General features: G+C 39.3%; 16 protein-coding genes. 6 read left to right on the top strand and 10 right to left on the bottom strand.

The features are described from left to right. The first annotated feature begins 28 nt into the window (after window positions 1-28). Window positions 29-1,054: a hypothetical protein gene (locus tag EHQ62_RS18385; protein ID WP_425269552.1), complete on the top strand. Its 1,026-nt coding sequence runs from the start codon at window positions 29-31 to the stop codon at window positions 1,052-1,054. Between the two features lie 164 nt (window positions 1,055-1,218). Here EHQ62_RS18385 and EHQ62_RS18380 read toward each other — a convergent pair whose 3' ends face one another. Beyond that, window positions 1,219-2,166, bottom strand: coding sequence for an MBL fold metallo-hydrolase (locus tag EHQ62_RS18380; RefSeq protein WP_135645551.1), 948 nt, complete (start codon window positions 2,164-2,166; stop codon window positions 1,219-1,221). A 48-nt stretch (window positions 2,167-2,214) separates the two neighbouring features. On the opposite strand from EHQ62_RS18380, the gene trmB reads away from it, so the two are divergent. Then, window positions 2,215-2,874: a tRNA (guanine(46)-N(7))-methyltransferase TrmB gene (gene trmB, locus EHQ62_RS18375; RefSeq protein WP_135645549.1), complete on the top strand. Its 660-nt coding sequence runs from the start codon at window positions 2,215-2,217 to the stop codon at window positions 2,872-2,874. 75 nt (window positions 2,875-2,949) lie between these two features. Here trmB and EHQ62_RS18370 read toward each other — a convergent pair whose 3' ends face one another. The 4 genes from EHQ62_RS18370 to rsgA form a co-directional block, all read right to left on the bottom strand. Beyond that, the gene (locus EHQ62_RS18370; RefSeq protein ID WP_135645547.1) at window positions 2,950-6,543 is read right to left on the bottom strand and encodes a tetratricopeptide repeat protein; all 3,594 of its coding nucleotides are present in this window, start codon (window positions 6,541-6,543) and stop codon (window positions 2,950-2,952) included. Then, on the bottom strand, window positions 6,540-8,153 hold the full coding sequence (locus EHQ62_RS18365; RefSeq protein ID WP_135645545.1) for an LIC10124 family lipoprotein: 1,614 nt from the start codon (window positions 8,151-8,153) through the stop codon (window positions 6,540-6,542). The genes EHQ62_RS18370 and EHQ62_RS18365 overlap by 4 nt, the downstream gene beginning before the upstream one ends. Continuing rightward, entirely contained in the window at window positions 8,150-9,121 is a 972-nt protein-coding gene (locus EHQ62_RS18360) for a FecR family protein (protein ID WP_135645543.1), read from the bottom strand. Before EHQ62_RS18360 ends, EHQ62_RS18365 begins: the two co-directional genes overlap by 4 nt. Window positions 9,122-9,186: 65 nt before the next feature. After that, window positions 9,187-10,140: a ribosome small subunit-dependent GTPase A gene (gene rsgA, locus EHQ62_RS18355; RefSeq protein WP_135645541.1), complete on the bottom strand. Its 954-nt coding sequence runs from the start codon at window positions 10,138-10,140 to the stop codon at window positions 9,187-9,189. Between the two features lie 49 nt (window positions 10,141-10,189). Here rsgA and EHQ62_RS18350 point away from each other — a divergent pair, with 49 nt between their 5' ends. Beyond that, window positions 10,190-12,016, top strand: a complete 1,827-nt coding sequence (locus EHQ62_RS18350; RefSeq protein ID WP_135645539.1) for a sensor histidine kinase — start codon at window positions 10,190-10,192, stop codon at window positions 12,014-12,016. Window positions 12,017-12,020: 4 nt separating this feature from the next. Here EHQ62_RS18350 and EHQ62_RS18345 read toward each other — a convergent pair whose 3' ends face one another. Continuing rightward, window positions 12,021-13,109 (bottom strand): acyl-CoA desaturase, encoded by a 1,089-nt coding sequence (locus tag EHQ62_RS18345; RefSeq protein ID WP_135645537.1) that lies wholly within the window; start codon window positions 13,107-13,109, stop codon window positions 12,021-12,023. A gap of 56 nt (window positions 13,110-13,165) precedes the next feature. On the opposite strand from EHQ62_RS18345, the gene EHQ62_RS18340 reads away from it, so the two are divergent. Next, complete coding sequence (locus EHQ62_RS18340) at window positions 13,166-14,302, top strand: LBF_2804 family protein (protein ID WP_135645535.1); 1,137 nt, start codon at window positions 13,166-13,168, stop codon at window positions 14,300-14,302. Window positions 14,303-14,341: 39 nt separating this feature from the next. Continuing rightward, entirely contained in the window at window positions 14,342-14,857 is a 516-nt protein-coding gene (gene tpx / locus EHQ62_RS18335; protein WP_015676275.1) for a thiol peroxidase, read from the top strand. On the opposite strand, the gene EHQ62_RS18330 is transcribed toward tpx, so the two are convergent. From EHQ62_RS18330 to EHQ62_RS18320, 3 genes are all read right to left on the bottom strand, one after another. Continuing rightward, complete coding sequence (locus EHQ62_RS18330) at window positions 14,841-17,150, bottom strand: ATP-binding protein (protein ID WP_135645532.1); 2,310 nt, start codon at window positions 17,148-17,150, stop codon at window positions 14,841-14,843. The two genes, tpx and EHQ62_RS18330, sit on opposite strands and share 17 nt — an antisense overlap. Beyond that, window positions 17,147-18,238 carry a metallophosphoesterase family protein gene (locus EHQ62_RS18325; RefSeq protein WP_135645530.1) on the bottom strand — a complete coding sequence of 364 codons (1,092 nt, stop codon included), beginning with the start codon at window positions 18,236-18,238 and terminating at the stop codon, window positions 17,147-17,149. Before EHQ62_RS18325 ends, EHQ62_RS18330 begins: the two co-directional genes overlap by 4 nt. Window positions 18,239-18,313: 75 nt before the next feature. Further along, a complete protein-coding gene (locus tag EHQ62_RS18320) occupies window positions 18,314-19,507 on the bottom strand; it encodes a CaiB/BaiF CoA transferase family protein (protein ID WP_135645528.1) in 1,194 nt (397 codons plus the stop codon). A gap of 78 nt (window positions 19,508-19,585) precedes the next feature. On the opposite strand from EHQ62_RS18320, the gene EHQ62_RS18315 reads away from it, so the two are divergent. Then, on the top strand, window positions 19,586-23,845 hold the full coding sequence (locus EHQ62_RS18315) for a beta strand repeat-containing protein (protein WP_135645526.1): 4,260 nt from the start codon (window positions 19,586-19,588) through the stop codon (window positions 23,843-23,845). Between the two features lie 74 nt (window positions 23,846-23,919). Here EHQ62_RS18315 and EHQ62_RS18310 read toward each other — a convergent pair whose 3' ends face one another. Next, complete coding sequence (locus EHQ62_RS18310; RefSeq protein WP_425269551.1) at window positions 23,920-25,764, bottom strand: sulfatase; 1,845 nt, start codon at window positions 25,762-25,764, stop codon at window positions 23,920-23,922. Between the last annotated feature and the right edge of the window lie 4 nt (window positions 25,765-25,768).

Genomic DNA, 25,768 nt, shown 5'->3' with positions numbered 1-25,768 from the left:
CACTTAGGATTTGTCGGTGCAAAGGCGAATCTATTTTTCCCGATTGGTTTTGTTAGGTTGTCTTACCGTTGTACTTTCCTTTGGACTACAAGCCCAAGATTTTAAAACCCAACATTTCCCTGAGGAAGGGTATTTACAGGCATGGAATTTTACCTTCCGTAGTGATCGGCACAATCTCTTTGCCACTTTTCTCGTCAGTAATTTTGGACCTGGCTCACATAACAATGGTATATCGTTATTGTTAAAAACTAAGGACCAACCTGTTTTTTATTCCACTCGCGAATTTGATTCAGAAGAATATGAATTCAAAAAAGGTCAGTTTTACCAAAGGAGTGGTGACAACTGGATGGAGTATAAAAACGGAATTTATTCATTTTATATGAATTACGGAGATCGGGAAATCAAATTGGATTACAAACCACGACGAGGCAGTGTTCCCATCTCCAATGGAAAATTTCCTTTAGTCGAAAAAGGTAAATTTGTCCAGGCAGATATCCCATTTTCTTATTCGACAGTGACCGGAACCATTCGTTATAAAGATGTAATTGAAGAAGTAAAAGGCGTCGGAGGCCTTGAACATATATTAACAAACGAAGCCGTTTACCAATATTCGAAGAAGTGGGAGATTGTTCGTTCACAAACAAAAGATGGGTATCGCATTTTTACTGGTGGCTTCATTGGCAATTCCAACTTCCCTGGTGAATATTTTCGTCGTGTCGCGGTTTTAAATCCGTCAGGATCTCTAGTTTTAGAAGGTACTGTAGAAAAAGTGGAAGTATTGGAATGGGAAAAAGAACCTACCTCTGGTTATACGATTCCAAAAACAGAAATATTAACTTTTGGTAACGGATCTTGCCAACTATCAGTGAAACGAACGCGACCGATTGCCACAATGAGTGCCCTAGAAAATATTTCTTCTTTTTTACGATTTTTCATCCAATTGTTTTTTGCAAAACCATACCAAATCCACTGGATCGCCGAACTAAAGTTAAATTGCCCCGAATATTCAGGGGAAGGCAAAGGATACCACTCCAACTATTTGATCAATGAATGAATGAAGGAAGGAACCGATCAATCGGTAGTACTGATTCACGAAAGAAGGAAGGGTAATCAATCAAGTGAGGAAGGATAGGAATTCAAATCTACACTTATGGCATAAACCCCAGTCATAATCCCAATCGGAATTGGGATCAAAATGATGGATGGAAATCGTTCCTTCTATAGGATAAATTTTTGGCCTTCATGGGCGATATGGACCTGCATGCCACCTGGTTTTTGTAAACGGGCTTCATCCAAAATGATCCTTGCCACTTCATGGTCCGTGTGGTCTGGTTCATGGTGGGTCAAAACAACAGAACGAATTTCCATCATTTCCGCAAATTCAACTGCTTTACTTACAGCCGTATGACCCCAACCAATTTTTTTCTCTGCCTCTGAAGTGCTGTACTGGGCATCGATGATGATGAGATCCGCTCCCGCAATCTGAGGTTTCATTTTTAAAAGATGTTCCCGGTCTTCTTCTCGGTATTCTACATCTGTGCAAAATAAAAAGATTTTATTTCCTTCTCTGATTCGATAACCCGTACAAGAACCAGGATGGCGTAGTCCAAACGGAATGATCTTTAGACCACCTAACATATAAGATTCAAATTCTTTCCATAAATGAAAATGTTTTTTGGAAGCCATTTGTTGGAAGGTAACAGGAAAGTTTTCTGGGTGTTGTTGCCTTTCCAATCGTTCTTGTAGATTGGGGATACAGGAATAAAAATGAATATTGACTGAAGGTGAGTAACCAGGTTTAAAAAATGGCCAACCTTGGATATGATCCCAATGGGTATGGGAAACAAGGATATGGATGTCCATTTCTTTCCCACTAAATGCTTCCGATGCCAGTTGGTTTCCAAGCACCCGGATCCCGGTCCCCATGTCCAAAATGACTTTTTCGCCCGCTTCTCCTTCGATGAGGACACAAGTGGTGTTACCACCTAAGTCTTGTGAAAGTGGAATGGGAAGTTGGTCGATAAATCCTTCTTCTGAAAACCCGTCTGGATCCTTTTTCCACTCTTCCTTTGCCAAATGCAGAATTTTTAAAGTTTTTTCTCGTTGTTCCTGTTTTGTTGTCGGTGTGGGAAGGGAACCTCGAACACCAAAAAGAGTTATTTTCATTTAGTTCCTTTTCAAAATCCTGACATTAAATCATCGGAAGAAATTCAATTGTTAGTTAATCCAGAAATCCAAGAAAAACTATGGAAGTTTACGATTCGAACTCCCTATCAGTCTGACTATCTCCTGCAACCTAACGAACGTGGGAAAAAAATCGACCTAAAAAATTCTTTCCCAAAAGATACGAATCGGTTTGTTTTAGAGTTAGGTTCTGGATGGGGTGAAGTTGCCATCGAATTGGCAAAAAATGACCACCAAACAGGTTACCTACTGATGGAAAAAAAGGTAAACCGAATCATCCATACAGAGAAACAAAGAAAAACATTGGGTCTTGAGAATATCCGTTATATGACCGTTAACTTCCAATGGTTTTTTGATGAACTGCTCGAAAAAGAAATTTTTGATACGATCATCATCAACTTTCCAGATCCCTGGCCAAAGAAAAAACATTGGAAAAACAGGTTAATGCAACCCTATATGTTACAACAAATATATGACCTTTTAAAACCAGGGGGAGAACTTTTATTTGCAACTGACTATGGCCCTTATGCAAGGCGGACAATTTCACTTTTTCGAAAGTTCCCTAATTTTGCCTGGGAGGGAAATGAATATGAATTCGAAAGGCCAGGATTTCCCATTTCGTTTTTTGAAGCAGAAAAACGAAACGAAGGGAAACGAATTTATTACCTCAAACGAACCAAAAAAATTTAATTTTAAAAATCCCTATGCTAACTCCCGTGATCCAAAGATTCCGGGAGATTTTTTATCGTTGTTATGGGATAACACTTAATCAACAGTAATTGTACTAATGCGGAGGCCGTCGCGGTCCCCTTTCCAAGGAACCGATGTTTTTTCTTTTCCTTTGATGAGTAATAGTTCTTTGGTTCTTCCTTCCACAACAAGTCCATCCAAAGGAAAATAAAAATCTCCTTCCGACTTATAACTATCTTTCCACTTAGAACCACCTTTCCAAAGATAGGTGGTATCTTCCGTATTCACCAAGATAGAATCAGGATTTTTTACCACGGAACGAACGGAATCAGTTTTACCCAAAGCATAGAGTTTTGCTTTTTCAGTTCCTTCGTAGATTTGACCACCAAGCGATACCAAACAAGACTCATCCAAACAACCGAGGAAATTTGCGGTCTCCTTTGGATCTTTTTTTGGAATTGCTTGTGATAACTTTCCTTCTTTTTCAGATGATTGGTTTGGGTTTAAAACTTGGATTAAAAAATCTTTTTTGGTATCTTTCAAAACAAACAGTTTTCCTTCACTTGAAAGCGAAAATCCGATGGTATCGTTCCCAACCCATTCTTCCTGAATCTCTAAATTAGGATTGGTGCGCACAATTTTTCTTTGATTTGATTTGTCTTTTTCTAAAAGGAGATAAAATCCATTCGAATCAGCTGTTCCTTGTTTTACTTTCCAACCAGCTAATACTTGTTTTTTGAATGTCATCTTACCTGATTCAGGGTAAATTTTTGTGGCAGTGTCATTAGAAATTCCTACAAGTTCTTTCCCTGCTACAAGCAATTGGAAAGGGGTGGATGTGTATTGTTTCCAAATCAGCTCTTTCGTAAGCCTGTCATAACCAACAAGCGCTGTTCCATAATTCACAATGATTCGATTTGGGTATACAATTGGAGTGGAAACTGGAGTGCCCGATAAATTTAGGTCTGTAACATGGAGTGGTTCATCATCCAATGCATCCGAAGGAAGTAACCTTGCATATTTGGTTTCTCCATATTCCCTCAAGATTTTTTCTTTGACAGCATTTCGTTTCGATTTGGTTTTTTCGGATGGAGATTGTTTTTGTTTGGCATCCAAAATGCGAAACTGCGCAAACGATGCCTCTGCCGATGGTTCTTCTTTTAATACCCGATCAATTGTTTTTTCAGCTTCATCTAATTTGTTTTCTTTAAAATAGATGTACGCCAATTGGATTTCCCCGTCCATAAAATCTGGATCAGATTTGCGAATGGACTCAAGGATCGATTTGGCTTCATTTGTTAGGTCTTCATTAAAATATGCGATTGCCAAGTTATAAGACGAAAGCCCAAACTCAGAATCCTTCGCTCTTGCTTTTTCAAATTCCCTTTTGGCGGCATCCATTTGGTTTAATTTGTAAAATGCTAAACCTTTTGCAACGTTACTCGGTGCAAAATTTGGGTTCACTAATATCGACTTATCAAACTCACCAATGGCAAGGTCATAGGATTTCCGTTTCATAGAAACAAGTCCTAACATATAATAAGCGTAATATGAATCGGGTTTTTCTTTTAAGATGTCATAAAATCCATCTTCCGCTCGTTTTAACTCACCCTTTTTGTAATAAAAACTATAAATCCCTTCTTTAAAAGAGATCGCATTTTCTTTGTTGGACTTAACTGCATTTTCTAAAATAGAAAGGCCTTTCTCTTCTTCCCCTTTTTCAATATAACATTCTGCTATTTTGACAAGGAGGGATGCCTTTGGAACTTTATCATATGCCTTTTGGTAAGGAGTGACCGCTTCAATGTATTTTTTACGATTAAAAAGCGCATTCCCTTCCTTAACAAGGGGTAATATCTCCGCAAAACGAGAGTTCTCCGAAACAGTTTTTTCAGTTTCGATTACTTCAGGAATGTCTTTTGTAAATTTTTTAGACTTCTGAATGTATTCATTTGCTTTAGCATAATTTTCTTTTGTATTTTCTTCTACAGCACGTTTGTAATACAAACTACCCAAGCGGTAATCCACTGCTTCATTTCCTGGAAACTTTTTTTTAAGTCCCATATAGATGGATTCTGCTTCGTCCCACTTACTTGCATCTTCTGCAATTCGCCCAAGAGTGATGGCACTGAACGGATCAGTTGCTGATAAGGTTTCTAATTTCTTGATGTATTCTTTTTCTTTTTTAGACTCACCGGTTTTCGCGTAAACACGAGCAAGCCCTTGTAAGGCACCTGGATTCGTATTGTCCATACGGTAAGCTTCTAAGTAGGAACCTTCTGCTTTTTTGTATTCATTGAAGGCAAAATAACCTCGACCAAATGCATTTTGAACGGCAGGGTTTTCAGGATTCACACCCATCGCTCTTCCGTAGTCATCAAACGCTTGTTTGCGTTTGCCTTGTCGCAAAAAAACGTCACCACTAGCTATGAATTTTTGTGATTCGGCCAAAACTTTTGCTTTTCGGATCTCTTCCTTTTTGGCCTTCGGGTGAGTTTCCGTTTTTTTTAACACATCTAGTGCTTCATCAAAACGACCTGAATCGATTAAGACATAAGCCAAATTCATCTTTGGTTCTATAAAATTGGGATCCCAGGAAGAAGCATCTTGAAAACTTAGTGTTGCTTTTTTGACTTCACCCCATTTCCATTCGCATATTCCTTGTTTGTTGCGAATCTCTGCATTTTTTGGAATTTTTTGTAACGCTTGTTTCGAAGTTTTTAAACATTCAGAATAGTTATGTGTTTGGATGAGTACATTACAAAGTCCTACGTAGGCATTTGCATTTGTATCCGATAAAGAAATCGATTTTTTGAAACTCTCTTCACTTTCTTTTAGTTTTCCATTTAATAATTGAGCATTCCCTAAAAATGACCAAACAGAACCATTTTGTGGTTGGAGTTCTGTAGCTTTTTTGAATTCAGCAGTTGCTTCTGGGTAATTCTTTTTGTTTAAAAAGTCATTTCCCCTTTGGATGAGAGATGCAATTTTTGTGGAGAGTTTGGCATCTTTTGCTGACTTGAGTTCCGGGTTTAATTTTTCAGCCCTTGCAAAATAACTTTCAGCTTCCTCATACTTTTTTAATTCCAAACACACATCACCCAATTGGTTTAACAATTCGATAGGGTAAGGAAAGTCTTGTTTTGATTCTAAGGACTTTAGAGTTACCAAACTTTCTTGGTAACGACCCAAATTTTTTAATAAAAGACCAGTTTTATAAGTATAAATTGATTCTTCTGGTTTTAATTTGTTTAACGTTTGGTAGGTGGCGAGTGCTTCTTCGTTTTCACCGAGTGTGGATTGTACGGTTCCAAGTCCAATTAGAATTTTTTCACTTTGGGGGTCTAAGTTTTTACCATTTTCGTAGGCTTTTTTTGCATTTTCATATTCGCCTAATTGGTAATGGGAAGCACCGAGTAACGCATAACCTTCTACAAGTTCAAAACTTTGGATGGATGCTTTTGCTTTTTCCAATGCGACATCCATGTTTCCCTTTTGGAATTCATTACTTCCATCGGCGATGAGGGAACGTGCTTCTTCGATTTTTTGACGGTCAGATACCGCTGATTTTTCTACCACAGTGTCTTTCACTGTGACAGCTTGGAAATCTCGAGAACGACAACCGATAAACGTTACAAGTAAAACAGATACAACAATCAATTGTTTCATTTTTGGAACCTTTGTTCAAACTTAACCATGTCTGGGTATTGGATTTTTAATCCTCGAAGTGGCATGCCCACCAAAGGAGCATTATGTGGAGTGAGAACTCCTAAATTCCAAAATGTTTCAAAACTCCATGGAAATTCTTCAACCATTTTGTTACCTAAATACAAACGAATCATCTTTTTCTCAAGGTCGGTTGCGAATTTGATGGATCGACCTTTCAATTCATCTTCTTTGTTCCAACGAAATGAGGAACGAACTGGTGCTTCCGATTCGTTCCCTGAAAACTTTACGATATGAAAGTCTGTTTGGTCCACATAAACTAAAATTGTATTTTGGTTGTGGTCATGAATGGAAAGGCCTAAAGCACCGCTATAAGATTTCTTTAAGTCTAACACAAGTTCGGCTTCCAAATAATCAGGTATCAGATCCTCAGAATACACTCCATACCAACCTTTCGGAAGGTCCTTGTTTTTCGCGAAAGTCAACTTACCAGGGAATGTAGCTGAAAAATTAGGAGACGAAGATGTGAGGTTCCAAAATTCTTCTGACTCCCAACCCACTCCATCTTCCAAGGAGATTGGTAAGGCGATCGAGGTAATTTGTTTTGGTCGAATTTTGATGCCTGCTTTGGCATATTCAAAATGGGAATCTTGTGTCGTGCGGATGAATTGGATCGGATAACTACCGTAAGGTACTCCCGATTCTGCATATTGAGTTTTTCCCTTTTTTTGACCGTCGATGACCACATCAAGACCGACGGGAAAACTAGAAACAACAACCGTTCCTTGGGAAATATCGTCGTTCCATTCTTGGAATACCCTTGTGGTTTTTCCAGCGCGGATTAAAATGTTGCGTTTGACTTGGTCTTTGCCTGGTTTTGCAAAGGAGAGTGTGTGTTTACCATTTTGCAAGGTGAAACCAATGAGAGGAGCTTTTCCAATTTCAACTCCATCCAAATAGATAGTGGTTCCAGGGGATGTGGAAAATACAGAGACTTTCCCTTGTAAAGACGATGTAAAGATATTGCGGACTTCATCAGAAGACGGTGAAGACAGTTCTAAAAAATATGACGGGACAAATTCAGTTAACGGGAGTAAGTGTTTTTTTCCATGGAAAACATCAAAAGACTTCGCATTTTTGGATTTGGGTTCTTTTTCTTCTTGGTAAACGAAAACCGCCTTTCCGAAGTTTTGTGAAAGTACAGGGTCATTGTACAAAACTTCCACGGACAATCTTTCTGCTACTTTTGATAAACTGAGTTCTAAAACTAAATCAATGTCATTTGCTTGAAAAAACTTAGGATCTGGTTTCGCAGGTGATTTTTGGTAAGCACCCAACTTGGAGTGGGGGAAAAGGATTTTTTCCTCTAATAGACTTACGTCGGAAGCAGAAAACCCCTCTGGAATTTGTTTCCAGAGGAGAGTGAAACTTGGAGTGGATTTATTTACCAGTCGTTCTCTGTAATCTCTACCCGAAGGAAGGGGTTCAGACTCTCCAATATCTGGAGTGACAAACTTAGGTTTTGTAAAACTTCGATTGAGTGTTTCGATCTGAGTGACCGAGGAACAATAACCGACTAAAAAACAAAGGACCGGTAAATAAACATATCTCATTTCGTCTTATCAAAACTCTCTTTAGGAGCTAATTTTAGTGAATCTTTTTGAACGTCTTTTTTGATGTATTTGGAATCTTCGATCGACTTCGCTGTTGTGATCACTTCATCTGACTTTGATTTGGTGATTTCGCGAGTTCTAGCCGCTTTTTCCAATTCCTCAACAGAAGAACCGATGTTCATTTTTTGAAGTTCTTCGTTGTTTGATTTGAGTTCATTTGCTAATGATTCAAATTGTAACATCTTTGTGTTTTCAAAAACTAACATTTCTTTCATTTCACCTAAGGATTGTTTGTCCATTGGCTTAATCATTTTATCAGAAAGTTTTGTGTCCGAACCAACTTCAGCTGACTTTTGTTTGTCGACAACGATTTCGTTTTCAGAGTTTGACTTACGGATGGCAACTGCTCCATCTAAAACCGTGTATTTTACAACGCAGTTTGAAGATCCACAGGCTACGTTTCCACCTTTAGCCGAAGGGTTTTCCACATTCGTCAAAAAAATTGTTCCACGAACACCCGCAATGGAAGTTGGAGTCACAACACTGAAGGATTCCGTTTTTCTTTCCTTACGAAGTACTGTCACCAGTTTTCCGTATTGCATGTTAACTTCTGTTTCGCGAGTTCCATCGTTTGCAGCAAACGCTTGGTTTACACTTAAGGAAGTGTTTTTGTTGAGTTTGAGAACTCCATCTTCACCAACAAGAAGTTCAACGGATCCGTTTTGGCCAGTCACAATTGTGTCTTCTGATGATAAAGTATCACCTAAACTTGGTTTGATTTGACCACTTTCTCTTAAGATCACAACATCTCCCTTTACAAAGGCGATCACGACATTGCTAGATGGTTGGTTTTTTTCTGTAACAGCCGTTACAGTCTCTTTTGAGTCCTTTTGGCAAGCTGTGGCAAACATGGCAAAAACCGCCACAAATCCCAAAACCGACAATTTTTGTATGATTGTACGTTTCATATTCCTTCCTCCGGAAATAACTTTCTTAAAATAGATAACAACTGAAGCCTTGGCAACTCTTTTCCCTAATACCTTTTTGTGACCGCTTTTGTCCAATGGTCCCTTCGAGTTACCCTGTGGGGGTTTTCCAAGCTTTCGATCATGGATTCGAGGCTCTTTTTTCGGGTTTCGTCCATCGTCTCTTCCATGTATTGGCGCATTGGGCAGTTAGAACCGAGTTCACAGCAATAAATTTCCTGACAACGTTCCTTTACATTTCGTAATTCGGGAAAACTTTCCCAAAGTTCGGTTGTGGTCAAGTGGAGGATTCCCCATTCTTTGACTCCCGGCGAGTCGATGAGGACGGTATTTCCTTCCAAAAATAAAGCAAAAGAATTGGTGGTTGTGTGTTTTCCTTTTTTGGTGGATCCGCTGACCAAATTCGTACGTTGTACGGTTTTTTGGTGGAGGTGGTTCATGAGCGTCGATTTCCCCACCCCAGAATTGCCACAGAGAAAGGTTCGTTTGCCTTTGATTTTTTCCCACAGGGGTTGGATGGACTCTTCCGAGAGGAGTGAGACACTCATCACTTCATAACCTAACTCCTTATAATAGGTCTCCCTGTCTTCTATCTCTTCCTCCGATACTAAATCTTTTTTGGTAAAGATGATAAGGGGTGGAATGGCTGTATGGTAAGAGGCAGCAAGGAGCCGGTCAATGAATCCTGGTTTTGTTTCTGGATCCTTACAAGAAGCGAGGATGGCCACTTGGTCAAGGTTTGCACATAACACGTGAATGTCGCCTTTATCACTCTTTCTTGTGAGGTAATTTTTTCGTTCCATCCTTTCAGAGATAACCCACTCTTCTCCCGAAGATTTTTCAGCAAGGACTATATCTCCCACAACAAAAGGATGGCGTTCATCCGAATTTTTTAGGCGCAGTTTGCCTTTGAGTACAGCTAGGGCATAGGTAGTGGCTTCCGAATAAATTTCATAATAAGCACCGAAGATACGAGCGATTGTAAATTGTTCTTTACCCAAGTGGATTCAACACCATAATTATCTAGTTCTCACATTGTATACGATCCACATGCAAATACAAGTTTTCTTTCGTTCCAGCATCATTCTTCTTTCATCCTTTGGTTGGTTTGCGATTGCTTATGGACTAAGCATGTTCCAAACATCCTATCTTCTCACATTTGCGACTTTACTAATGGGCTTACTCACTTTATCCCTTTTTCTCTTCCACTTACCCAAACACGAAACTGTTTTGGAGGAAAAACCGAAAAAACGCGACGAGTTGGTGCAAAATCTTTTTGCCCTTGAAAAATTCAAAGAGGAACTCATTTCCTTTAATGACCCTGACCAAATCAGCGAAACCATCAGTCAATTTTTAGCCGCGAAAATCCCGGCTGAATTTGTGCAAGTGTATACTTGGGATGAAAAAGAAGGCCAATTCCGACCAAGGCCATTCCTACCGTCAAAAAACACAATGACCTCCGACTTACCTTCCATTCCGGTTTTTAATCCATTTTTGTTATGGTTATCGGAAAGGGAAGGAATCCATATCAAAGAAAATTTTATCCAATGTGTTTCCCCAAGTCATGAAAAAATCGCAAAAGAAGCCTTACATTTTTTTTCAGACACAAAATCAGAGTTAGTTGCCACATTATCAATTAAATCAAGTTTGGTGGGATTTATTTTACTAGGAAAACATAAAGAAGGAAAAATTTACGACCTAGAGGAAATTGAAATCATTTTGGAGATCCTATCTGTATCTCTCATGTCCCTTTCCAATTCTATGATCTACCAACAGCTTTTAAACTTAACTGAAACTTTGGAAGCAAAAGTAAGAGAAAGAACCAAAGAATTAGAAGAAACCCAAGCCCACCTCGTCCAGTCAGAAAAAATGGCATCGCTTGGGGTGATGGTAGCAGGAATAGCTCACGAAATCAATACACCTGCGGCCGTGATCAACGGAGCAGCTGATAATTTAGATGCGAATTTAGTATTCGTATTATCACACTTAGGCGATATCACCCATCTCATCCAAAATCCAGATTTTCGTTCCCTTTATTTGGATATCTTGTTTAGCTTCGTGAAAGAAGATCCCAACACCAAAATTGATCCGAAGGACAAATTTAAATTAAAAAGAGAAACCAAATTCAAATTCATCCAAGATGGAATGCCTGAAAATGATGCCACAGACCTTGCTACCTTTCTCATCGACCACCATCTTATGCATATGCAAGAGGAATTGTTACGGATTTGGAAATCGGGTGGGAAAGAAACATTTGAAATGTTGAAGAACACCTTAAGTTTGCAAAGAAATATCAAAAATATTAAGTATGCGATTCGGAATATTGTTCGAATTGTGAAAGCATTAAAATATTATTCCCACCTAGGTCAAAATTCATATGAAGTCTCGGACATCCACGAGGGACTCGAAAATACCCTGGTCATCATGCAAAACCAAATCAAACATGGAGTGGAAATTGAACGTAATTACGGAGCCATCCCTCTTGTTAGGTGCAATTTGGATGAACTAAATCAAGTTTGGACCAATCTCATTACCAATGCCATCCATGCGATGAAAAAAACAGAACACCCAAAACTAATCATTTCTTCGAGAAGGATTGGAGAAGAGTATGTGATGATTAGTTTTGAAGACAATGGATCCGGAATTCCTAGTGAAATCAAAGATAAAATTTGGGATCCCTTTTTTACCACAAAAGACCAAGGTGAAGGAACAGGACTTGGTTTAGGAATCGTCAAAGGAATCATCGAAAAACATAAAGGAAGGATTGAAGTGGAGTCATCCCCTGGTCGAACTTTGTTTATGGTTTATTTGCCGTTAGTTGGACCAGGTGATGTTCCCAATCTCCCGAAAGAAATTTTTAGGGAGGTGAGAGGGTAAGTTGTTAGGAGAAAAGTGGACGGCTTAACAGTTTTTCCCAATTTTCCTTTGTGGTTTCAAAGTTCTTTTTGGAAACTCCCGCTTCAGTTTCATTTGCAGTTTGTTTTGCTTTCGACCATTTTTGGTATTCTAAGATTGCTGTTTCTCTCAGATGAGCCAATTGTTCAGACCAAGATTTTAGTTTGTCCTCACCGAGATTCGAATACTGGTGAAGGGTTTCCTTCTCTTTGATAAACATGGTTTTTTGTAAAATTTTTTCTTCTGAAACTTTTTTTAAATTATAAGTAAGGCCAAAAAAAGAAAGGAATTTGATCATCCACTTGGATGGATCATAATCATACCAACGTATTCCATTCCGATAATCCATTTGGAATTCATGATGGAAGTTATGGTATCCTTCACCAAACGTAAAAAATGCGATCATCCAATTGTCACGAGCCGTTTGTTCCTTTGAGAAAGTTCGTTCTCCCCAAACATGGCAGGCACTATTGATAAAAAAAGTAAATTGGTGGACTACAAATAATCGTAAAAACCCGGCTACAAAAAATCCTTCTAAGAAGGATCCCCATAACATGGTGATGAGTCCAGGCAAAATGAAACACATAAAGATTGAAATCGAATAAAAATGTTTGTGTTGCCAAACTACGAGTGGGTCATTCAGCAAATCTTGGACCCCTTGCCCAACATAGTTTCGTTTGCGAAATAACCAACCAATATGAGCATACCAAAACCCTTTTTTGATGGAGTATGGATCCTTGTCTGTATCCACAAATTTGTGATGGATGCGGTGGTCTTCACTCCATTCGAGCGCAGTGGATTGGAAGGCAGCTGCTCCAAACAACAATAACAAAAGTTTTATGGGGGATTTCGCTTCATAGGCTTTGTGTGAAAACAGTCTGTGGTAACCAACTGTAATCCCCATGCCCGTCGCAAAAAAATAAAACAAAAAAAGTGCCCATGTTCCCAAATGAATGGTTTCATATATGGTAACGTAGATGGTTCCGAAGATACCAACGAGGGGGGATGTGAGTAAAAAAATCGTAGTCACCCAATCGATTGGGTTTTTGACTTTGATTTCAGCTTGTGTCGTCATAGAAAATTCCTGTTCCATGGAGTGGGAGTCCGAAATCCGATTCCGGTTGCAAAAAAATGAGTACAGATCGTTACAAACCAGGAATTTTAGAACAATGGGGCCGCCGGGTCCTCATTGCAATTCGGACATCTACGAAAAACGAGGGACAAAAGGCAGAAACCAGTTTTTCTGAAGCTTCGAAACAACTCCTATTTTGGGGCAGTTTTTGGTCGTTTTGGATTGGTTTTTTTCCTTCCGTTCTCTTTGTATACCTTTCCTTGTATTTGCCAGCCATCTCATTTTCCCACCTTTCTGACATTCCCTACCAAGCTCTCGTTGGTTTCCTTGTCCTACTCACTTCCATCACTGTCCTTGAGTTTTACCTCCTCTTCCGGTTGGGGTTTTACCTTTCCTACCAAATGGCAAAAGCTGCTGATGTGGAACTTGCTGAAGAACCTGAACTCATCACACCCATCCCAGGGATGATGGCACGTCTCGTATTGGAAATCCCTGACCCGAGGATCCGCCTTTATGGGATTGATCCTTACAAACACTTAAATGAGAGGGCATTGTTTATTCGAACTCTCTTGTATAAAAGTAAGGTATTTTTATCCAATATTTTCGCAAAACTATTGTTAAAGGTATTTTTGGGAAGGACTAGTTTACGTTTTCTCATTGAATACATTTCAGGGCCTATCACCGGGATATGGGATGCCGTTACTACTTATATCATTCTTTTTGAATTAAGAAAACGAATCATCACAAGAAAATTAGCAGATTCCCTCCTCATCCAAATCAAATCGAAATTTAGGAATCCAAAACTGATAGAATCGGTGTTACGCTCCGTTGCACTTTCAATTGTGTATACAAAAACGTTTCATCCCAATTTTGAATACCTACTCTTTGGTTTACTTGGGCTTTTGCCAAATCGAGAAACATTACAACACTTAGATGACTGGGAGGCTTTTGTTTTGTCCCTCCAGTCATTGCCAGAAGAAGAAAAACAATGGCCGGTTGCTATTTTTGCCATCTGTGCTTCCTTTGATGGTACACTCAATGCTGAAGAACTGTCTGCCTTTTCGGGACTTAGCGAACACTCTCCTACTTGGATATTGGACCGAGTGCGCCATTTGAGTGCCACCATCCAAAAGGGAGAACTTGCAGAATCTTTCCTTTGGATGGAAAAAATCCTTCCACAAGAAAGAAACTCTTAAGAGAATGAATCCCAGTCTAAAAGAAACATAGGAGAAAATATGGCACAAGTAACACTCAAAGGAAATCCCGTTCCTCTCGAAGGATCCATCCCAAAACCTGGAGACAAAGCTCCTGATTTCAAAGTCGCCAAACAAGATTTAAGTGATATTTCCTTAAAAGATCTGGCAGGTAAGGTAAAAATCCTTGTAGCCGTACCAAGCCTCGACACTCCGGTTTGTGCCATCGAAACAAAAAAATTCAACGAAAAGGTAGCAAAAGAAAATGGGATCACCACTCTAATCATTTCTGGTGATTTACCTTTTGCCATGAAACGATTTTGTTCCACGGAAGGCATCAACTCGGAAAACCTAATCACAGGTTCCCAATTTAAAGACTTTTCGTTCTCCAAAAACTATGGAACCCATATCTCTGGTGGCCCACTTGCTGGATTATCCGCAAGAGCCGTTTTTGTTGTCGATAAAGACGATGTGGTTCGTTACACGGAACTTGTTCCTGAAATTGGAAGTGAACCTAACTACGATACCGTTCTTGCAGAAGCTAAGAAACTTGTTTAGATAACGTATGGATTTGGCAGGGAAGGTTGTACTTTTCTGCCAATCCTTGGATGTTTGCCACCAAATCCTCATCAAAACTAAAAAACACCACTTTCCAATTTTCATCAGAATTTGCAATGCATTGAAGGGTATATTCCAATGCCGCATTTCGCCGAACATTGTCCATGTGCCGAAACGGTTCATCTAACAATAAGTAAAGGACATTAAATTGGTTTCCAATACGAAATGCATATTCCAATCGCAAAACAAAGGAAATTTGTTCGCGTGTTCCCGTTGACAATTGTCCAAAAGAAAAATGTCCTTCATTTTGATTTGATGTGATTTGGATTTCGTCAGAAAACCCATTCCAATGGATTTGTTTGGATGGCATTGTACCTTTGATGGCATCCATTCTGTTTTGTAAGGAACGCACAAGAGAAGACATTTTATCTGTACTTTCTTTTTGCATTTCTGAAAAAATTCCAACAAGGACTTCAAAGGCTTGGAAATTTTTTTCCAATTCGATTTTCTTTTTTTCTTTGGACTCAAGATCTTTTTTGTTGGATTCCCATTCTTTTTGAGCAGGAACCATTTGGGATTCCAAAATTGCTTTTCCGGTATCCAATTTTTTTTCTAAGTCTACAATCTTTACTTCCAAACTTCGAATCAATTCAGTTAACTCTCTGATACGATTCTCAAGTCGTTGTTTGGTGGTTCGGTCTTCTGGTTGGAATTGTTTACCAATTCCCTGTTTCTCCCAATCACTCATTTTATCTTTGAGTTTGAGTTTGAGTGACTCAATTCCATCTGTTTCCCATTTTTTAATTTCTACTCCCAGGGAATCTTCAATGGTTTTGATTTTGTCAGCTTTGAGGCGTATTTGGACCAAGGTTTCGCTTAATTCGCTAAGAGAACTCACACCTAAATTTTGCAAGTGGGTCGAACGTTCTTTTTCTTTTTCATCTAAAACATCTTTTTCTTTTTTCAAAAGATTTTCTTGGTTCTGGATTTCCGATTCCATTTTAGAAATCATAACAACTAAATTTTGAAGTTCTAATTTCTGTTTTGTGTATTCCCTTTCATACCTTTGGAAAGTGGTAAACAATGAATCCAAGTGAAGGGAATCAGGTTTCCATTCACCCAAAGTTTTGGTTTCCATTTCACTTGTTATCCGACGGATCATTTCATTCCATTTGGCTTCGTCTTTTTCGAGTTTGGTTTCTTTCATTTTGATACCAAAAAACAAAGACAAACCTAAAAATAAGCCTAAAAGGATGTATATCCAATTTCCAAAATCAGCGAAAAGGATTGTTATCACGGTAAACAAAGTAAGGAAGATAGATACAACCGCCAAACTTCTGTAAAATGGATTCCAGGTGACTTTTGGAACAACAGGGAAATCATCTTGGAATTTGCGGAGCACATCTTTCCAAGATTCAAAAAACTGAAAATAAGACTCTAGTTTTTGGAATTTGTTTTCTAAACTAGATCGATTAGAATTTGAAGCAGTTTTCCCATTTTCTAATTCGCCTATCCTTTCTTTTGTTGCCTCTATTTTTTGTTTGCCAGCCCGAATGGATTCTTCGAGTGATTTGATTTGTTTTTCCGAATCATTTTGTAAAAATTTAGAATCAGTTTTTTTCTCTTGAGACAACATTTCCCATTGCAAAATCTGATGATACACTCGATCTGCATCTGCATGGAGTTCCTTTTCTTTTAACTCTTCAAATTGTTTTTGTAATGTATTTCTTTCAGTTACAAAACTTTCTATTTCTGTTTTTTTGTTTTGTCTTTCCAATTCCAAACTTGGCAATTCTGCAAATTGTTTTGAAATTTGGTTTAAGTTTCGTTCGGATTCATCAAATTTTCGTTTAGCGGCATCTAACTCCGATAATGCTAAATTCCAATCCTTTACGACTTTGCGATTTCCATTTTTAGTGACTTGGATTTCAGCTTGTTCTTTTAAGTAACCTGGATTGAAACCACTATCAAAAATGGATTGTTCAATCACCGAAGTGAGTTCACTATCGGAACCTACCTCCATATTCCCTTCCCTAATGACAAGTGAGTTTAAAAATAAATTTGGGGAGAGACTTTGTTTCTCAATTCCTAAATCAGAATTTCGATTTTCCTGATACCTTTCATTTAATAGTTTTCCATATTTTTTTGTACCCGTTACTTTCACTAGGGCTGAAACAAAGGCATCCAAAATGGTGGTTTTTCCAGATTCGTTTGGTCCCGTAAAAACTGTAATTCTTTGAATTGGGAATTCTTTTGAAGTAAAGATACCGAAGTTTTCTAATTTCAATTTCATTTTACTTTTCCCCCATCCAAAATAAACCGAATCCCTGTTACACGAGTGAACCTCCAGAGACCAGGATCCATTTGGTTTTTCCGTTCTTCCATTTTCTCTAAAAATTGTTTGATGAATTCATTTTCCGAAATATTTTGCAGGACAAAAACTTGGGTTTCATCGGGATCAAATTCACAAATTCGAAATTTCTGTTTCCATTCTCTTTCGATGGTTTCTTGGAACTTTTGTTTTCCGTCCATGGAATCCACATACCCTACGAATCGAAAACAAATCCAATCATTGGGGGATGTATTTGCCAAATACTCATCGACTCCAAGTTCCGGATTTCCATCAGTATCTAAGTTAACAATGATTTCACGGTATTCACCAGCTGATTTCCATGGAATGAATTCGGTTTGTAATTTGCCATTTTCAATTTCAATGATAATGCCACCCCGTGGCCCAAACTCACCCTTTCGCCAAACGCGGGATGATCCCGCATAACCAACATTACATTTTCCAACAGTTCCAAAGCGGTGTCTATGTAAATGTCCGATTGCAAGATAATCCAAATCCAAAATTTGTAATAGATTTGGATCCAAATAAGAACCACCTTCTTCTTCCTCTTCTTGTAAACCGGTAAAGCTCATCCCTGACACGGTCCCATGAGCAAGGCCAATTCGTATTTGTGATTTTTTTGGTGGAGGGGGCGTTAATAAAATTTCGGAATAGTTATCTTGGTGAGGGATTGCAACAAATTCGATTCCGCTATCTTCAAAAAAAGTAAAAGGGAGAGCGCTTAGCACACTGACTTTTTTTGACCAATCGTATGCCGCATATGAAGTTTCATTTCCTTTTTTTTCTAATACTTCATGATTGCCAGGCAAAAAATACACATACCCAGAAAACGAAGAAACCAATTTGATAAACTGCGAACGTAGGGTTTCCAAATCGGGGAAGCGATTGAAAACATCCCCACAAAAAAATACCCGATCACAGCCTTTGGATTCTGCAGTTTCTATAATTTCCTTGAGGACGTTTAGTGAATAGGTCTCTTCTTCTTTTGTTAAGGAGGAAAGGTGTAGGTCAGATACTTGTAAAAACTTCATATGGATTTGTGTAAGGGAGAGTTTACCTCTCCCCTAGGACAAAGTACAGAAGTTCGAAAAAAAAAGCAAGATTCGTTAGATGACTCTGTCTTTTTTGAAGCCTGAAATATGCTCTTTGGAAAACCCCAATTGGGTTAAAATTTCCTCGGTGTGCTCTCCATGTTCCGGTGGGTCATTGCGGTACACAAATGGTGTTTCCGAAAAATGAAAAGGAGATCCAAATTGTAAGATTGGACCATATTTTGGATGATTCCTTTCGAGAACCATCCCTCGATCTTTCATATGTTGGTCTTCCGATACTTCCTTCATATTCAGTATTGGAGACAAACAAGCATCCGTGTTGTCAAAAATCGGTTGTAAGTCAGTAAAGGTTTTGGATTTAAAATAATCAGTTAACTTTTGTTTAATGATAGGGAGGTTTTCTTCAACCATAGGGTGTTCTTTTGTTAAATTTTCCATTCCCGCAGCTCGCAAAAATGTTTGGAAAAACATATCTTCCAAAGCACCGAGTGCTACATACCTACCTTCTTTTGTTTCATATACATTATAATTTGGTAATTTACCAGAAAGGATATCATTCCCTGCTTCTGGAGAAACACCAGATGCTGACAAAATCCCACCATAAAGGGATATGAATTGGATAGAGGCATCAGTCATCGAGATATCAATCTTTTGCCCCTTACCTGTTTTTTCTCTATAATACAAAGCAGCAAGGATAGCAGAAAGAGCTGTGAGTGTTCCGCCACCTACATCAGCCATTTGGAAACCGGCAGGTCTCGGAGGATTTCCCGTTTGGTCAAGGACACCAGAGATCGCCAGATAATTCAAATCATGTCCAGCAAAGTCTACGTACTTTCCACTGGTCCCATAACCAGAAATGCCACAGTAAATCAAACGTGGGAATTTTTCTTTTAGGACATCATACCCAATTCCCATTTTATCCATTCCATCAGGCCTAAATCCTTCCAACAGAATATCAGCATCTTCTAATAGTTTGAATAAAATTTCTTTGGCTTGTTCTCGTTTTAAATTGAGAGTGATCGCCTTTTTGTTTCGGTTGAGCATCATAAAGAGGGCGGGGTATCCGGTTTTGCCTTTGAACATTGCCCGTGACCCATCATAGGCACGAGGGTTTTCGATTTTAATGACTTCGGCTCCCATATCGGCAAGGTGTTGGGAACAAAGTGGCCCTGGAAGGAGTAAGGACAAATCGACGACTTTTACGCCTGAAAGTGGACCTTTTGCGTTGGGGTTTGTGTTTTGGTTCATCTTGTTTTATTGCATTTCCTGGAAATTTTTTTCTGATTTTGGCCTTTTTTCTCGTAGAATAAAGAGGGAGAACCCTAAATGGGATGCATAAGAGGACAAATCGGAACCGTGTTCAAACCAAAAATTTCCTTTGCCCTCATCCTCTTCTCAACCTTCTTTTTTTCCTGCCAATCGGTAACTCCTGTTAATCTACAAAGATTGTTCGGCTCGTTTTTTGTCCAAGCAGCCGGCCAAGGTTCTGTGATCTATGAAGCTCCCAATTTTTTATTCACGAGTGAAAATGGAAGACAAGCAGAATTCATACTTCGTTTGAACATTGAACCAAACAGTTCAGTGAGAATTGGACCAATCACCATCTCCGATCCCACAGAAGGAGTTTTATTATCCGATACATTTATCGATTTTACTCCAGAAAATTGGGACGAACCGCATACAGTTCGTTTGGCGGGAGTTGACGATCTCTTGGCAGATGGAAACCAAACCTTTCGTGTACAATTAGGAAGTATCTTAACTTCTGACTTCCGATTTTCAACGCAGAGTTTACCAGTACTAATTGTAGTTAATACCGACAACGAATCTTCTGGTGTGGCTGCAAGTCCTGTTTTTGGACTGTTAACATCAGAAACGGGGGAAACTGGCCAAATTTTTTACGTATTACAAACAAGGCCGATGCAAGATGTTTACATTCGGAATTTTGTATCAAATGATACAACAGAGGCAACTGTCGAATCCATTGAACTTGTTTTTACACCTAATAACTGGGATGTACCTCAATCAGTAACAGTGACTGGTGTCGATGATTTTAGTGTTGATGATAGCACATTCCAAATCTCTGCCGACCCAACGATCTCTTTTGATCCAGCTTACATGGGAAAGGTGGTTCCAATCATCACAGGTACCAATGTAGATAATGATATTGCTGGTTTTACTGTAGTGAATTTATCTGGTTTAACCACAACAGAAGCCGGAGGTGCTGTGTCATTTGGAGTGGTATTAAATACACTTCCTACAGATACCGTCACCATTCCTTCCATTGTGGCGACTCCGAGCTCTGAAGCAGTTACTAGTCCCTCTACACTCAGCTTCGCCCCTGCAGAATGGTTTACACCCAAGATCGTAACGGTCACTGGAGTGGATGAATTCATTGTGGATGGATCACAGACAGTATCGATCGTTTCTAGTGCTGCCACATCAACAGACTCAGATTACAATGGTTTGGCGGGACCAGTATTTCCAACAGTAACCAACACCGATAATGACGTACCTGGTTTTGTTTTAAGTTCGCCTGGAAGTTTGACCATCTCAGAAAATGGTGGTTTGCTTAATTTTACAATACGCCTTTCTTCCCAACCCCCACCTGGTTCCACTGTCACCCTCACTGGAATTAATGAAAACAATTCCATTACCAATGTGAATACAGCTAGTTTGGTGTTTACCAATGCCAATTGGAACATTGACCAATTGATCCAAATAACAACAAATAATAACTCCATTGATGAAGATACAAGGACAGTGGTATTACAGTTTGGCTCTGTGGATACCGGGGGGAGCGCTGATCCTGTTTACAATGTTATCCCACCTCCAACACAAATTAGTTTCTCTGTAACTGACGATGATACTGCAGGGATTACAGTGACTCCTGTTGGCGGGCTTGTCGTTCATGAAAATGGTACTCCCTTTACTGAAACTTTTACTGTTGTTTTAAATTCACAACCCACCCAAACTGTGAACCTACCAACAATTTCTTCTAGTAATACTTCAGAGATTACCGTATCACCAACTTCTTTATCATTTACCACAGCCAACTGGAATACACCGCAAACCGTTACCATCACATCTGTGTTAGATGGCACAGATGATGGTGACCAAAATGTAAATATCAATTTTGCAAATTCATCCTCTGTTGATACAAAATACAATTCTCTTTCAATCCCAGCCGTGACCGCAATCAACACCGATAGCAACGAACCTATGGTGCGCATTCAAAATTTATCTGCTTCTTCCATAGTAGAAAATGGGACCTCTACCATCACATTTGAAATTCGTTTGTCTTTAAAACCGAATTCGAATGTCGTAATTGGGCCCATCACCTCTTCTGATGGTACGGAAGCTGTTTTACTCAATAGTGTTTCCGGAGTTGCCGCTTCACGTACACTCACCTTTACTCCCACCAACGGACAGGCAGGGAGTTTTACTGGGAATTCGAGTGAAAGTGGATGGGATGTAGCCCAAACCATCACGATTCGTTCTGTGACAGATTCTTTTGCTGATGGAAATATTCCAGTCACAATTCATATCCCACAAGCAAATGGATCTTATTTTACAGGTTTGTATCCCACGGGGGCTGTGCCTGGGTATACAGATACAAACGGGAATTTGGTGGTCACCATCACAGACAATGATACAAAAGGGTTTACCTTTTCCACAACTACACTCAATCTAACAGAAGGTGATGCAGATGGAACGTTTACTCTTCGATTGAATGCAGCTCCCTGTGACACTCCGGGCAACTTGGCATCTTGTGCGAGTGGTTCTGTGACCATCCCCATCACAGCGGAAACATTTTCGTTACCTGATTCTACTCAATATAGTTTTTCGCCAGCAAACCTTACATTCACTCATACAAATTATGGAACAGCACAAACCGTGACAGTCACTGTGGTCAATGATTCCATCAATGAATCCAATACAAGGACCCATACACTTACATTAGGTGCAATTTCCGGTTCTGGCACTGACTATGAAGGAATGAATCCAAGTGATGTAACCATTACTATCACTGATAACGACAACCCATCTCCAAAAATTTTATTCACTTTGGATACAGGACAACCTTACTTTACGACTGAGTCAGGGTTTTCTACTTTTTACAGTTTACGATTAGGGAGCCGCCCCATCCCAGGAAATTCTGTGACAGTGACCTTATCCACATCTGACACAACAGAAGGGATGATCAATGACAGTGGAACTCCTGTTGGTTCCAAACAATATGTATTTGATGAAACCAATTGGAGCACATCTGTTCCAGTGGAAATTGTTGGTGTGTCAGATCTATTGAGTGATGGAAATATAAATTATAACATCACTGTTTCGGGAGCTGAAACGGGATCTTTCCCATCTTGGTATGATAGTTTTGTGGGGAGTAATGGCACCACCGCAAACCTAGTCAATTATAGTGTCTCTGAAAATCCTGTGACTGTCATCACACCGCAAGTAATGGTTCGCGCAGAAAATGCGGCATCGTTTTCCATTTACATTTTACTCAGCCAAGCCCCAACTGATGATGTTACAATCCCAATTTCGATCCCTTCTAGTTTCCCATGTACTTTGTTTACGGGTCCGACTGTCACACAGTTTTCGATTTCAACAAACACCGTCACCATTACAAATGCTAATTGGAATACAATTGGAGCACACAACACAATCACGGTTACACCATTTAACGATTCAGTAGACGATGGCAATGTAGTTTGTCCGATTGAAGTGGGAGTGCTAACCTCCACCGATGGATTTTACAATGGAGTGAATCCTTTTCCATCGGCTGATTACCCCGAACTCACGTTAAATGACAACGATTCCGCAGGCATCACCACATCTGCTTTTGCACCAGCTACGGTTATCACTTCCCAAACGGGTGCAAGTTCTGAGTTTTACATCTATCTCAATTCACAACCCACAACCGATGTTACAATTAATTTTTCAAGCACTCCTGGTGGGCTTGTTTCCTTTCCCACAGCACCATTGACTTTTACTCCATCCAATTTTGGCACAGGACAGTTGGTTACGATCGTTGGCCAAGACTCAGCCGACGTGTTAGATGCAAATTATAACATCAACCCTCAAATCTCTTCCAGTGAAACTGGAACTGGATTTTCTCCGTCCACCATTTACAGTGCACTCACTCCAAGTTCCATTCCAGGAGTCCACATCTACAATTTATACGATATCGTTCCCTGTATTGATCCAAATCCGATGGCCGCTTGTGGCACCTCTCCCAACGTTCATGGAGGCTTAGTCTCTTCACCTAATTTAGTAACAACGGAACTTGGTGGTCAGTCTCGATTCCAAGTTAGGCTACGGGCACGTCCAACTACAAATGTAAACATTGCAGTATCAAGTTCCAATGTTGCAGAAGGCACAAGCTCTCTTTCAAATCTAACATTTACATCCACTGATTGGAATTCCTTTCAAAATATTGTGATCACTGGTGTGGATGATGGTTTGGTGGATGGGAATGTACTTTATTCAATTTTATTTGGATCTCTGAGAGGTGGTGGGACAGGATTTAATGGAGAAACGATCCCCAATCTTTCAGTCACAAACAACGACAATGATTGATAATCTGAATTTGATTCCCATCCAGTGCGATTCAATGTGAATGGGTTTAAATATTCATTCGGATAGAAAAGTAGTTATTGCACATACCCTTGTTTTTTTAGTATGTCCAATGCATCAGTTCCAAGTTCTTGTTTGTTTTCGTAGGATTTTTTTAGGCCACCTTCTTTCCAAAAATGAACCTTTGTTTGTGGGTGGATGATTGGCCGAAAGGATTGCGATTCGTATAACAGATCACAGTCCCTCTTACACGCCGAAAGATTCACACCAAAATAACCGATTCGGATATCCGATTTTGCGACTTCTTGTTTCCCCATCCAAACTTTGAATTCAGGAAAACTCACATCAGGGTATACTTCAAAACTAATTTGAAACGGAACTTGATCCTTGGTTTTGAGTTTTACGAATTTCCCTTTTTCTTCGACAATCACATTGGATGGAAGATTTTCCAAACGGATGATGCCACTCGGAACAGAAATCTGAATTTCTGATTCAGTTGCAGTAGGACTTGGGTTCACCCATAGGTGATACATTGGAAGTTTTGGTTCCATCGAACGAATTTGTTTCCAAAACCTTTTCATTTTTTTCTCTAATGCTGCATTTAATTTTAGTTCGCCGATAGAATCCATGTGGTTGATCCGAATGGGTCTTTCTTGGTTCGGATCAGACGTTGTATCAAAATACAAATAAAACTCGTTTCCAACTGAACCTTGCCAAAACTTTCCTAATTCATGAAACCGGTACGACCTTTGCAATAAAAACTCTTTCCCTTCTCCATACCCTTGCGTGAACCTTGTCTCCCCGTAGTATGTTCGTTTGTTGGTCTCTTTTCCTTCGATGATGGGACGCAAAGACAATCCATGGATGGATTTTGGTATCGGAATTCCAATATAATCAAGAACGGTTGGATACAAATCAATGGAGCGTGTCATAGACTGAACTGCTTTTTGCAATTTGGAATTTGGTAATTTGATAAGAAGTGGTACATGGATATTTTCTAAAAACAAATCCTGTCCATGTCCATAATAGGTATTGGTCCCTGTAAAAGGAGAGATCGCATGTGAAGAATGCATCACTTCTCCATGATCGGCGGTGATGAGGATCAGAGAATTTTCCCAAAGTCCTTTGGTTTTAATTGATTCAAAAACCTTTCCCAGCTCTTCATCCACAAAAGCCACTTCACCCAAATAATTCAACTTTCGTTCGTCTAAGTTTTCCTTTGTTTGGATTCGGTTTGTGAATCCAGGAGGCGGTGTATAAGGTTTGTGGGGATCATTGTAATTCAAAAACAAAAAGAAAGGATCTTCTTTTGCTGAGACAGCTTCCAACACTTCTAAGGTTTTTTTTGTGATTTTTTTGGTATCTTCACTGTAGTTAGAGAAATCGTATAACTCATCAAAACCTACATCGACACCAAGTCCATACTTATCAGTAAGGAATGGATTATTTCCCACCATTACCGTGTTATACTTTGAATCTTTTAATACTTTGGGCAATGGTTTTTTTTCAGAACGATAAAAGGCTTGCACCTCCGATTTTGTCGTGGGGTAATCCCAAAAATTGACAGGATTGGCGGAAGCATATTTCCCTGTAAAAAAAACAAGTGTGGATGGCCGAGTCCATGCAGCATTCACCAAATGGTATTGGAATTGGATCCCATCTTTGGCAAACATATCTATGTTAGGTGTTACATTGTAATTTCCAATGATGTCACCCCTAAGGCTATCAATCACAATCCAGATCACATTTGGTTTTGATTGGGAAAGATGACTGGTCACATTTATTTTACTATCCGCATCATACTTACCCTCTTCCAAATTCGATTCCGAAAGGGAGTTTTCTTTTTTGCAAAAAGAAGTGAGAACTAAGACAAATAAAATGGAAACAGAAAGCGAATGGATTCGATTTAAATTAAAAATGATTTTA

The sequence above is a fragment of the Leptospira jelokensis genome, from assembly GCF_004769635.1.
In the GTDB taxonomy this organism is placed as follows: domain Bacteria; phylum Spirochaetota; class Leptospiria; order Leptospirales; family Leptospiraceae; genus Leptospira_A; species Leptospira_A jelokensis.
Note: the sequence above shows the minus strand (reverse complement) of the source record. Positions and strands in the feature narration are given on the sequence as shown.